Raw genomic sequence first — 12820 nt, forward strand, 5'->3', positions numbered from 1 at the left:
ATGTTAGCCTAGAGACAGTCGATGGTTAATTGTTCGCTTTTTAAGAAACGTTTAACAATGAAAAAGGTTGTTGTTGGTTTATCTGGTGGAGTTGATAGTTCGGTGGCTGCAGCGAGTTTACAGCATCAAGGATATGATGTGATTGGGTTGACCCTGTGGTTAATGAAAGGGAAAGGACAATGCTGTTCCGAGGGAATGGTCGATGCTGCCTTTATTTGTGAACAGTTGGGAGTTCCCCATCATATTGTGGACACAAGAGAGTTATTTGAAGCCAATATTATCAATTATTTAGTGTCAGGGTATGAGTCGGGGGTTACGCCTTTACCTTGTTCTCAATGTAACCGTGCGGTGAAATTTGGGCCGATGTTGGCTTATGCTCAAGAAGAGTTAGGCTGCGATCGCATTGCTACCGGTCATTATGCTCGGATTCGTTATGATGAGCAAAGCGAGAGATATCAACTGTTACGGGCCATTGATCGTAATAAAGATCAATCTTACTTTTTATACGATCTTTCTCAAGATATTTTAAAAGGAACCATTTTTCCCTTGGGAGAACAAACCAAAGAAGAAACCCGACGCATTGCAGCAGAATTTGACCTAAAAACGGCCAGTAAACCAGAAAGTCAAGATTTATGTTTAATCGAGGCTCATGGTTCTATGGCCAAGTTTCTCGATCAATATATTAAACCCAAAGAAGGAGAAATTGTTGATCTCGATGGCAAAGTATTAGGGACTCATCAAGGGGTTCATCACTATACCATTGGACAACGGAAAGGGTTAGGAATTGCTGCCCCAGAACCGTTATATGTGGTTAAATTAGATGCAGTCATGAATCGGGTGATTGTAGGAAACCGCGCTGCTGGGGGTCGTTCTGATTGTACCGTAGGGCGGTTAAACTGGGTTTCTATCCCTGAACCGACTTCTCCTATTACGGCAGAGGTACAAGTTCGTTATCGTTCAAAAGCGGTTCCTGTCACCATTATTCCTATCGAAGAACACCGAGTAAAGTTACAGTTTAATGAGCCTCAATTTGGCATTACTCCGGGTCAAGCTGCTGTTTTTTATGATAGGGAAGTGGTTCTCGGTGGTGGGATTATTGATTAAAATTGGAGGGGTCAACGGCCGTTGACCCCTCCAAAAATTGATAGTAAAACGATATAATAGTGAGAGTTATTGGTTTAATTTAGAAGTAAAAAAACCATAGACATTGGCAAATTGTGATAGGAATAATAAAGTACAAAGAAATAGTTTAGATGATTGCTTAGAATTAACAGCAAAGGGATAAGTTAATAGTTTCCAATAAAAGTCTAAGGGTTCAACTTTAACAGAGGTTTGATTTCGTTGAGAACGAACTTGATGGAAGTAATAAGCCCCACGACCATAATTAAAATGTTGTTGCCAAAATTTAGATAAACTCAGATGATGAGAATGATAAATAATCGCTTCAGGAACATAGTGTAATGAATAGCCATTAAATAACCAGCGATCGCAAAATTCCCTATCTTCTCCTGCCGCTAAAGGAAAGGTAATATCAAACTGTCCGACTTTCTCAAATAACTCTCTAGACATAGCAAAATTATTAGAGGCAAAAAAGGTCACTTGATTAGATTTTTGATTGTAATAATCGTAGAGATAATCGATTAATAATTGACTGGCTGATGAATAAGGGTTATCGGATAAAGCATTGATGGTTTTTCCCCCTAACAGAGCGTTTGAAGTCTTAGAGAAGCCATGTTCTAGGGCTAAGAGCCAGTTTTGATCTAGGGTGCAGTCATCATCAGTAAAGGCTAAATATTGTCCTTTAGCAGCATTTGCCCCAGTATTACGGGCTTTTGCCGGCCCGCTATTGGTTTGACGGATAAAATTCAGATTTAGCTTATCACAGTAAGAATTAACGATATTATCGAGAGGTTTTTTGCTACCGTCATCAACGATTATCACTTCAAAGCGTTCTTTTGAGTAATAAAGACCAGTAATGGAGTCTAAACAAGTTTTTAATCGTTTAGGACGGTTATAGGTCGGAATAATAATCGATATAAAGGGAGAAACACTCATAAATTAATGTTTATAACCGATGGACAAAGATAAATTTTATCAATTTTATTAAATGACTTAATGAGATAGACTAATTGTGTAATATTGTATCTTGATTATGAAAGAGACAGAAATTTTAGAATCAAAATATGTTACTAATCATAAGGCGCAATGGGCATTAAGACTAACAAAAATTTCTCTACTCATTATTATTTTAGGGGTTTGTCTGGTCGGGAGAAGAGAGTCAACCTGGCCAATTACTTCTTGGGCCCTTTATAGTCGATATACAGCCCGTTTTCGGACACCTAAACCCTCTATATCTATCACAGAACTTAGAGTGTACACTACAGCAGGAAATCTTCACATTGTCAAACCAGAACGCATTTTAACTATTCCTTACGATAGCCTTTCCCACGATATTGTTGAAAATGCTTTTAATAATACCGATATTAATCATCGAGATGCCAGTCGAAAATACTTAATAAATGCTGTTTCCAATTTTATCGGTGAAAATACTAAAATCAAAACCATTGAAGCTTGGAATCTTTCTTATCAAGTGAAACCTTTAAACGTTCCTCCCATTGAAAAACAATCTCCGACAACTGAGGTTATGCTAGGGAGTTTTTCCCAAGAAGATATTATCAAATAAAAAATTATGAAACTTTATTCTCCGTTTACCCGTATAAATAATGGTATTAATGCTTGGTTTACTCAACCTGAAGTGAATGCAGCCGGCAACGTTGGAATTTTTAGAATAGTCTATTGTTTATTTTATCTGTGGCATTTAAGTACCCTTTCCTATGATTTTTTAAGTGGGATGCCTAGCTTTTATGTGATAGAACAAGTTTATTTAGTTAGATATTTTTTCAGAGACTTTGGTGCGTCTCAGTCACCTTTATTTTTTTATACTTTAGAGTCATTTCTTGTTGCTGCTTTAGTGTTGTTGGCTTTTGGTTATAAAACTAGAATGGCCACTATTGCGGTTTTGCTTATTGGTGGTTTGCTTGAAGCATTAGCTACTTCTGTTGATGGAAAAAGAACGTTAACACCGCTCGTATTTTATATTCCCTTTTTTATGACAATCATGAACTCATGGGGAAAAACTTATTCTTTAGACGCAATAATTAAAAAGAATAAAACAGGGTCTTCAATTGATACTCATTCCTCTAACTGGGAGTATTTTTTACCAGCTCGCGCTCTGTTGATTCTTATTTCATTTTTGTTCTTAAATTCTGCTATTTTTAAAGTGGCTTTTGGCGGGGACTGGCTAAGTTATTCTGATATGATGTCTAACTTTTTTTTAAATAGAAATATTGAAGCAGCAACCTATGATTTGCCTTTGAATTGGTTGGCTCCTTTTCTAGCTCAAACACCTTTTATTTATCTCGCTACTCACCTTACTACACTACTTTTTGAAACTTTTTTCTTTTTATCTCTAATTCATCGAAAAATTAGAGATTTTTTTGTCGCAATAGCACTACTTTTCCATGCAGTTAATGGTCTTTGGCTAGTGGTTAGTGTTACGCCTATTATGATTTCCTATGGTATTTTTATCAACTGGCAAGGGATTAAAGATTTCTTTTGTCGTAATCACAAAGAAAAGTTTTTGACTGAAAATATATCACCAAAATGGTTAATTGGATTGTCTCTTTTCTTAGCTACTCTTTTAGGCTTACTGTGGCATAGTGATCTAGGAATTCGTGCTTTATTTAATTTGAATGGTTTAATTGATTGGAGAACTATTTGGTATCCGATTTTTCCTGTTTCGATAGGATGGTTGATTATTATACTAATTGATTTATTCCGTCAATTAAGATTGAAAATAAATTAATCATTTTATTCATTCTAAATTAAACTCAATGAAATGAGCTATCAAAAATTTTTTCTGGCATAGGCATAAAACATTGAGTCATATTCGCAAATTTCTTCTATTTTTTTCATAATTGATTGGTCGATTTGAGGCTTAGAAACTGGATTTTTATTCATGTGTGGAATCTTAACAGTTAAATTAAATTGAGCTTGTAAATCATTGGTAAATTGCTCTAAATTATCTAAAAAACTAACTAAAGAAAACTTTGATAAGTTTTTTTTAGCAATCTCTAATCTTGTTTGCAAATCAGTGCTATCATAGCGAGAAAAATTACCAAAGTAGTTAATATAATTTTGTCCTCTAAACTTTCCTCTTTCAGAGTCAATAAAATCCTCTAAACTATCACTAACTCTAGCATGATTTTCTGGTTTATAGGCATCAAAAAAATACTGAGAAATATATCTTTTGATCGGATCTCTTAAAATAGTAATCCAAGAATATTGATCACGATAAGCTTCCCAAATATTTTTATTAAAATGAAAATGTCCTGAAATATATTTTCTTCCTGCTGCCATTTCATAAAGTAATAGAGATTGTCGCAGCTGAAATTTATCAATTCCAGTGTTAATTGTCTTGTTATGATTCACCACTTTAACTGCGTTAGTGGTTAGTATTGGGTCAACTTTGTAACTATTTTTTTTCCATAAATTATTCTCAGAGATTGATCAATTGATGTTCCGCCTGTTTTGGGAACGTGCATAAAAATAATATTAGGCTTGGGAGGATTTAAAATATTTTGGACTTGAACTTTTAAACTTTTAACTCTCATAAAGACATCCTTTTTTAAAGATAAAACTAGATTACAAATGGTCGTTTTGTGTGCTTGCAGTGTTCACTAAAGTTGCCGATAAATCTTCAATATTAGGCTTACTGAGAGGTTGAAACTTTGTTATCTCAAGCAAATGCTGACCCAGACGACGAGCAAGGGCTAAAATTGTAAAAGTCGGAGAATAGGACGGCCCAGTGGGAAACACAGCCGAACTAGCTACATAAAGGTTATCCGTACCAAATACTCGACAATTAATATCCACTACTCCCTCTTCAGGACAACTTGCCATGCGTGTTGTCCCCATTTGGTGGGCTGCATCGGTCATATTATCGATACAAGGGGGATCATCTCCAAACTCAAACGTGCCAATACCTGCCTCAGCAAACCGTTGGGTTAACAGTTCCAAGGTTTTTGCCATGGAACGATGATCATGTTCGGTAAAACACCAGTCAACCTCTAATTTTCGTTGACCAAGGGCATCAAGTTCTGTTCCCAACTTGATATGACTAGCTTTTTGGGGAAGTTGCTCTGTTACAAACTTAACTCGATAAGAAGCGACTGCGCCATTATTATCTTGACAGATAGGACGACCTTGAATCATTCGTTTGAGTCGGTCTGTGAAAGTTTCATAAATTGGCTTAATGTATAAAACGTGTTCTAGAAGCTCATGTTCTCGTTGAGTCTCATCATCTAAAGCAAAACAGATACAAAAACGGGGTTTAGGAGCATATTGTAGCTCATGGGCGTATTGTCGAGTGAGATGACCTGGTATGAGAATTCCTGTATGATGTTTCGGGTGATCGGTGTAGAAACGACCCACCAAATCATGAGCATTACCGATACCATGAGGAAGTTGACGGTTAGAGGCTAATAACAGACGGGCTGCTTCAAAGGCACCCGTGGCAAGCACGATAACATCACCCTCAACTGTAATTTCTCGACCTTCGAGGGAACGACAAACCACCCTATTAACCCGTTGACCCGAGGGATCAAGTTTTAACTCTGTTGCCGTCGCACCTTGAATCACTTGTAAATTTCGGGAACGGCGCATTTCTTCTCCAAACCGGATCGCGGTACGGGTTGGGGTTTTCTCCCAATAAAAACTACTCATTTTTAAGCCATAGGCTGCAATTTTCCCTCGAAGTTCCCTAATTTCTGGGCGTACTGCCTCTGCTTCTAAATCACCAAACCCGTAATCTTTGGCAGCAGAGCGATAATGGTCTAAAAGATCGGTAAACTCTATGGGCCAACCACTGTTAGGAACCCAGTCTCTGCCGTCGAAATCAGATTGTTGTAGGTATTTCCATTTTCCTGTCCAGACGTTACTGGTTCCCCCAAACTGACGCACTCGACTAACTCCCCGTAACTCAGGGGGTAAGTAGCGGTGATAGTAGGTATTAGGATTTAATTCTCGGTGACGTTTACCCAAAAAAATGACATCGTTTAAGGCTTGAATTTCAGGATCAAAGCGATCGCGTCCACTTTCGAGTAAAATTACGTCTCGACCATGACGAGCGAGGTGGGTTGAGACTTCGGCCCCGGCAATACCAGAACCAAGAACAATCACTTGTGCTTTTAGGTTCGTTTGTTCGTCAATTTTGAAAATGTCGGTAATCATAATTAAGAAGAATTAGATGGGATTAAAAATTTCTTGGGAAGACGGGTTGATAATTGAGAAAAAATAGAGCGATATATCAGAAAAAAGATATGAGAGGGATGCAGTTTCAAAGCCCAGAGCCAATGGCTCAAAGCTGCCTTTTTTTGCTGCATTTGGTAGGATTTTAAAGCGTGTTTGTAAACAAATTCAGCAAACATTTTAGGATGACTGCTAAAAATCTCCTCATGTTTTTTGAGCAAACGCTGAAAGCTTTCTTGGCGTAGCTGATAATTGCCTGATACGCGATCGCTGCTATGGGAAAAAAGATGATAGGTTATCTTCGGTAAACCAATAAGCGTACATTGGGGATTCAGTCGTAAAAATAATTCCGAATGAACACGAGAGCGAAAGGTTTCGTCCCATCCCCCTATTTTCAAAATCAGATCCCGTTCCACCACTAGGGTTTGTTTCGTATGAAAAGACCGTCCCGGTTCTGGGGTTTCTAGAAAGAAATGATCCCCTTGAGGACAAAGAGTCGGAGGGATGCGAGTGGCAATCACTTTACCTGTCTCATCTACTTTTTGTAGTCCTGAAATCAGAGCAACAGGGGGATTAACGGTTGTTTTTTCTAAGGTTGATAGAGAAAGTTCTACCATCTGGGGCAATAAATAGTCATCATCATCTAAATAAGTGATCCAGCGCCCCTTAGCTGCTTTAGTTCCCACATTTCGCGCGGCTGCTCCTCCGACATTCTTCTCTAAAACAATGACTCTTAACCTGGGATCATCGGGGAGGGTTGCCCGTTCTTGTGACCCATCATCGACTACAATTACTTCTAAATCTTGGTAGGTTTGATTCAGCGCACTCTCAACTGCTCTGGGTAATAAATGAGGTCGGTTATGAGTTGGAATAATAATAGTAATTAGGGGATGACTCATGATTTGACCTCCCAACTACGGGGTTGATAAAATAGGCTGCGACTGGTTGATTGCTCAGAATCTACTTGAAAGCGAAAAGACTTAACCTTATCGAAAGTAAATATTCCTTCTTTTAAATAAATATTGGCACTATACACCCCTGATAACAGACAGCAATAAGGCATTTTCATGGAAATTTCGTGATATCCAGGAGTCAAGTTAATCGTTTGATCATCGGCATTAGAGGTAATACTGACCATGCGATCGCCTCCTCCTGAGCTACAAGAAATCATCACCCCCACATTGACATTTTCAATGGGTTTGTGGGCTTTACATTCAACGCAAAGTTCGGCATATTCACCAGTTTGTAGGGTTTCTAATCTTTTGCCGTCCTTATCCTTAAAGCAAATTGAAAGAATATCTAATCCTAAACTGTCTGCTGCTGATTTTTCGGGTAATTTAATCCATCCTAGGGCTTTTTCAGTGCCATCAAGACGCAGATCCCTTTCATACTGACGAATGACATCTTGAGAATCTCCTTGTAACACCAGTTCCCCTTTTTTGAGGTAAATTGAGGTATCACAAACATTGAGAACGTGATAGGGATTATGAGAAACGAGAATAAATGAGGTTCCTTTTTCCCGTAGTTCTGCCAGTCGTTGATGACATTTCATTTTAAATTTAATGTCCCCTACTGCCAGCACTTCATCAATTAAGAGGATTTCTGGATCAATATGCACGGCACAAGCAAACCCCAATCTTGCGGCCATCCCTGAACTATAACTTTGTACCGGAGCATCTATAGCGTCCCAGATTTCGGCAAAATCGATGACATCATCGAATCTTCGCTTAATTTCACGGGTGGATAACCCTAAAATTGACATATTGGCGTAGATGTTTTCCCTCCCCGACAAAATGGGGTTAAATCCTGCCCCTAACGCAATTAGAGGTGCAATACGCCCTCTCACTCTCACTAAGCCTGTATCGGGTTTAATTAAGCCACTGAGGATACGCAGTAAGGTGCTTTTCCCTGCTCCATTGGCTCCCACTAATCCTAACGCTTGTCCCCGTTGCAATTGAAAGTTAATGTCTCGCAACGCCCAAAATTCTTTTTTTCGCAGGCGATCATTGTGTCGCCTTCCCCCAGTGAGATCAGCAGCAATATCTTGTACCCCATAAAATAGAGATTGTTTGAGGTCACGACAAAACTTTTTTGAGACTCCCTCCACCAAAAGCACAGGAGGTTCTTTTGCTTCGGATGTTGGTACTAACGGCCGTTGAATATTAATTACCATATTTATGATGTGACCCTCTCGACGACATAAGGCATTGCAATACGAAAGCTAATCCAAGTTAACAGTAACCCTACCAGGGTAAAGCCACTGACTAACCAAAATCCTTCAGGGTTGGTCAAGGTTCCTGTGGTGGCTAATTCTCTTGTCGCTACCAGTAAAGGGGTAACAGGGTTCCAAGCGACCAATATCCCAAATAGTCCTTCTTTGGGGACAGGGTAGATCACAGGGGTGAGAAATAACCATAACCCTGTAATCATGTTTAAGCCTCTTGAGACATCTTGATAGAGTAGTCCCAGAGGTGCCAGCAAAATACCGATTAATGTTCCTAGTAAAATCAGGTGAATCAAGGCGACAGGGGCGATAATAATGCTCCAACTGACAGGAACTCGGAAAAAGAGAAATAGGCCAATAATTAAAATTAGTTTGATACCAAAGTTAAACACCACTTCCCCAAGTTTCGCTAGGATAATGGCTTCTCTGGGAAAGTTGACTCGCGCTAACATAGGCTTAGCTAAAATGACGGCTTGAACTGGCCCCATGAGTGAATCAACAAAGGTTTGCCACAAGGCTGTGCTGAACATAACATAAGCAGGATAAGGAATATCGGTGTTGCCCACAGTAAACACATTAGCTTCTTTGGCGAGAGTAAAACTCATGGCCATGGCAATAGGGGGAATAAATACCCAGGCGATACCCAGTATTGCCTGTCGATATTGGGCGCTGATATCACGCACCATCAGTCGCCAGGCTAATTCACGGGAGGCCAATAAATCGCGCCACATACTCGAAAATAAAAAACGAGGACGACGCAGTAAGCTGTCGGGAGTATGAATAATTTCGGGGGGGCTAGATAGCATTTTTTTCTAAAATTAGGAACATTATAAAATTAAATAAACAATAACTTTATTTAGAGTCGAAACTCCTGGCGATACTTTCCCAGGCTAACTTAGGCTTAAATTCCCGATCTAAGGGCAGGGGACGAACCGGTGCGTTATCGTTACGGGGACGGTGTTTCGATAGCCAAGTATAGCGATCGCTTAATCCCCAGGTTAATACGCCGATGACATTGGGTTCTTCTAAAACGGTGCTTAAATACATTTCATAAACCTCAGCAATTCGGCGATCGCGTTCTTCGTAATCATAGGGTAATCCTCGATCATGAACATCCATTTCTGTCACCATAATTTTTAAATCTAAGCTGGCGACATCGGCTAAAAATTGTCTCAGTTTCTCTGCATTAAAACGGGTTTCTGGTCCTGATAAATGCGCTTGTAGTCCTAATCCATGAATAGGGGTTCCTTGCTCTTTCAGGCTTTTTAAAAGATTGAAAACGGCTTCACGTTTGGCATTTTGATGGGGTAAATCATAGTCTAAATCGTAATCGTTATAAAAAAGCAACGCATTGGGATCGGCTTCGGCTGCGACTCGAAACGCTATGTCAATATAATCTTTACCTAACCATTGAAACCAAGGACTTTTACGCAACCCTAGGGGATGTCCATCTCTTACTTCAATCCCTTCATTAACCACATCCCAAGAGTGAATTAAGCCTTGATAATGACCGGCAACCGTCATAATATGATCCTTTAAAATTGATTCAGCATTTTGAGGGTTGGCGGTTTCTTTAAGCCATTTTGGTAGGGACTGATGCCACACTAAATTATGTCCTCGCATTTGCAACTGATGGCGTTTGGCAAATTCTATTAACCAGTCTCCCCGACTAAAATCATATTGATTGGGTTTTGGATGAATTTTATGCCATTTTAAATCATTTTCTGGGGTTAAAATCGCACATTCTTCTATAAACCGTTTAGCAAATTCTTGATTTTCCGAGAGCTTAGAATAGGCAGCGGCTGCCCCATAAATTAATTCTTTACGGGCAGCATAAGTTTTTAGGGATTTGGGTTGCTTAAGCCATCCTGTTAATAGGGTGGTTGCCAGGGTTGCTCCTCCTAAATACATTGCTTTTCTTCGGGTTATTTTGGGTATTTTTACCATGAAAAAATGAACTATGAAGACTTAATTTGAGTTTGGGTGGTTAACTGTTTTTGTTGTTGAAAATGACGATGGGTCAAATAATTATTAATACGATGTTCAAACCACATCATCACTTTTTCTAATTTCGGACTATAAAGTCCAAAGGTAAGGCGAAAAATAATAGGGGCAATGAAGGTCATTTTTTCGTCGCCAACCTAATTTTTTATATTTTGAAGTAAAATATCCGTCTTCACTTAATTGCCATTTGTCTCTAAGACGATGCAAACTCGATAACGTCCAGGCATTACTCCAACGCAACATATAATAATGTAAATCACTCCATTCTAAGGGTTCGCCAAAGGTATAAGTCACTAAACAACTGGGTTCAAAAAAGACTTTTTCTCCCTTTTCTCTGACAGCCATACAAAAGTCAAGATGCTCTTTAGTATTCATTAAAGCTTCATCTAAAACACCAATTTTATCGAAAATATTACGGCGAACTAAGACACAATGAAATTCGGCTAATTCGGTTTCTGTGCGTTGTAATTTTGGCAGTAAATCTTGAACTTTTTGACCTTGTTTATACATTTTTTCTCGTAGGCGTTTCCTCCCTGTTTTATCAACCCAAATATGAGATTCACCGCCAGCAAAATGAACGATTTCATGTAAAGGTTTTTCTTGACACATTAAGGGACCAACAACGGCTGCGTTGGTTTCTTCGGCACAAGTTAACAGAGCTTTTAACCATCCTTTACTGACAATAACATCGTTATCAATGAAAACTAAATAAGGAGTTTTGACATAACTTAAGCCTAAGTTTCTAGCTTGATTAGGGGTTAAATAATAGTCTGTTCGTAATAGTTGAAACTTTTTATCTTGTGATTGTTGGTTTAAATAGCTATGAATTTTCTCGGGGGAATTACCATCAACATAAATTAAATGAAAGGGAATAGTTGTATGCTCATAAATACTTTCTAGGGATTCTTGAGTACAACTAAATCGCTCACGAGGGACAACTATAATGGTAACTTTAGGTTCTAATTTCATTAAAATTAATCCTCCTTTAAGATGATAAAGTTACAGAATTTAAGTTTAGATTAAATAAAGTTTGATTCGAGTTCAGAACTTGTTGATAAATGTCTACCAGGTTATCATTTAGTTTATCTAAATCATAGTGTTTTTCAACATAATCACGTCCGGCTTTTCCCATATCTTTCCATTGTTCAGGATGTTGAATCAGTAAATTTAATTTATCAGCTAAAGCGTCAACATCTCTTTCAGGAACTAGATAACCTGATACGCCATCTTCAACTAATTCAGGAATGCCACCATGATAGGTACTAATCACAGGTAAACCCATGGCCATTGCTTCCTTTAAAACATTAATCGGTGCGTCTTGATTCCCATCTTTAGCTGTCACACTGGGAGCAATAAATATATGAGAGTTATCTAAAATTTCTTTGATTTCTTGTTCATTTTTCCAGCCAACTAACTGAATAATATTTTGCATTTTCAAGGTTTTAATTAGCTGTTCTAAATGGGGTCTGAGTTCACCGTCTCCAATGATGTTATATTTTAAATTAGGTGTTATTTCTGCTTGTTTAGCTACGGCACGAATACTATATTCAATTCCTTTTTTTTCCACTAAACGTCCTGTTGTTGCAATGCAAATTTTTTGGTTTTTTTCTAGGAAACGAGGTTTAAAAATAAATTGTTGATAATTTAATCCAGAACGTAGAACAGAAATTAAATTAGGATCACAACCTAATGCAATAATTCTTTGTTTAAAAAAATCACAATTGGTTAAAAAATAATTACCTTCTTTGAATAACTTATCATAAACATGAGTTCCCTTTTCTTCAACATATTTACTAATATCTTGCCCTCTAAAAGTTGTAATTAAATTAGCTTGAGGACTATTTATTTTACGAAACCAAATCCCTCGATAACCTTGGGTTCCAAATTGACAATGAATGATATCATAAGGTTGCTCACATTGGGGAACTAACATATAAATAAGGCGAAATGATAAAGCTTCCAGCCCATATCTCCAAACATCTAAGCTTTTGAAACTTTTTTTTCTATCTAAAGTTAGATATTTTCTCAGTAAATTTATTCCTTTTAATCCTCGTTCAAATAAATTTTCTGGCATCGTAAGAAGATAATAAGTTCTCTCTAATAAATTATATTGTTTAACTAAGGGTTGAAGATGATCAATATCTCCTTGTTTTTCTGCATAAATATCAACTTGATGACCTCGTTTAATCAAACCAACTGCTTGATTAATTATAAAAGTTTCTGATAGAGTGGGGAATTCATGAACTAAAAAAGCAATACGCATTTTAAATTAATTAAATTGTT

General features: G+C 37.9%; 11 protein-coding genes and 1 pseudogene. 3 read left to right on the forward strand and 9 right to left on the reverse strand.

Translation table 11 applies throughout. The annotated features are described in order from the left end of the window. Positions 1-57: 57 nt before the first annotated feature. Positions 58-1104 carry a tRNA 2-thiouridine(34) synthase MnmA gene (mnmA, locus tag C4E06_RS00225; protein ID WP_107666233.1) on the forward strand — a complete coding sequence of 349 codons (1047 nt, stop codon included), beginning with the start codon at positions 58-60 and terminating at the stop codon, positions 1102-1104. 66 nt (positions 1105-1170) lie between these two features. Here the strand turns inward: mnmA and C4E06_RS00230 are convergent, their stop codons facing one another. Further along, complete coding sequence (locus tag C4E06_RS00230; RefSeq protein ID WP_107666234.1) at positions 1171-2055, reverse strand: glycosyltransferase family 2 protein; 885 nt, start codon at positions 2053-2055, stop codon at positions 1171-1173. A 97-nt stretch (positions 2056-2152) separates the two neighbouring features. Between C4E06_RS00230 and C4E06_RS00235 the strand changes: the two genes are divergently transcribed. Further along, complete coding sequence (locus tag C4E06_RS00235) at positions 2153-2683, forward strand: hypothetical protein (RefSeq protein ID WP_107666235.1); 531 nt, start codon at positions 2153-2155, stop codon at positions 2681-2683. Positions 2684-2689: 6 nt separating this feature from the next. Continuing rightward, positions 2690-3865, forward strand: a complete 1176-nt coding sequence (locus C4E06_RS00240; protein ID WP_107666236.1) for a hypothetical protein — start codon at positions 2690-2692, stop codon at positions 3863-3865. Between the two features lie 41 nt (positions 3866-3906). Here the strand turns inward: C4E06_RS00240 and C4E06_RS00245 are convergent, their stop codons facing one another. From C4E06_RS00245 to C4E06_RS00280, 8 genes and pseudogenes are all read right to left on the reverse strand, one after another. Further along, entirely contained in the window at positions 3907-4419 is a 513-nt protein-coding gene (locus C4E06_RS00245; protein WP_157951092.1) for a sulfotransferase family 2 domain-containing protein, read from the reverse strand. Between the two features lie 285 nt (positions 4420-4704). Further along, positions 4705-6291: a GMC oxidoreductase gene (locus C4E06_RS00250; RefSeq protein WP_107666238.1), complete on the reverse strand. Its 1587-nt coding sequence runs from the start codon at positions 6289-6291 to the stop codon at positions 4705-4707. Between the two features lie 2 nt (positions 6292-6293). Beyond that, the gene (locus C4E06_RS00255) at positions 6294-7208 is read right to left on the reverse strand and encodes a glycosyltransferase family 2 protein (RefSeq protein WP_107666239.1); all 915 of its coding nucleotides are present in this window, start codon (positions 7206-7208) and stop codon (positions 6294-6296) included. Further along, positions 7205-8482, reverse strand: coding sequence for an ABC transporter ATP-binding protein (locus tag C4E06_RS00260; protein ID WP_107666240.1), 1278 nt, complete (start codon positions 8480-8482; stop codon positions 7205-7207). The genes C4E06_RS00255 and C4E06_RS00260 overlap by 4 nt, the downstream gene beginning before the upstream one ends. Positions 8483-8484: 2 nt before the next feature. Then, a complete protein-coding gene (locus C4E06_RS00265; protein WP_107666241.1) occupies positions 8485-9339 on the reverse strand; it encodes an ABC transporter permease in 855 nt (284 codons plus the stop codon). Between the two features lie 46 nt (positions 9340-9385). Further along, complete coding sequence (locus tag C4E06_RS00270) at positions 9386-10480, reverse strand: endo-1,4-beta-xylanase (RefSeq protein WP_107666242.1); 1095 nt, start codon at positions 10478-10480, stop codon at positions 9386-9388. Positions 10481-10491: 11 nt separating this feature from the next. Next, a pseudogene (locus C4E06_RS00275) lies at positions 10492-11506 on the reverse strand (glycosyltransferase family 2 protein). A gap of 16 nt (positions 11507-11522) precedes the next feature. Next, on the reverse strand, positions 11523-12800 hold the full coding sequence (locus tag C4E06_RS00280; RefSeq protein ID WP_107666243.1) for a glycosyltransferase: 1278 nt from the start codon (positions 12798-12800) through the stop codon (positions 11523-11525). Positions 12801-12820 lie beyond the last annotated feature (20 nt).

The organism is Cyanothece sp. BG0011, from assembly GCF_003013815.1.
Classification (GTDB): Bacteria; Cyanobacteriota; Cyanobacteriia; order Cyanobacteriales; family Microcystaceae; genus Crocosphaera.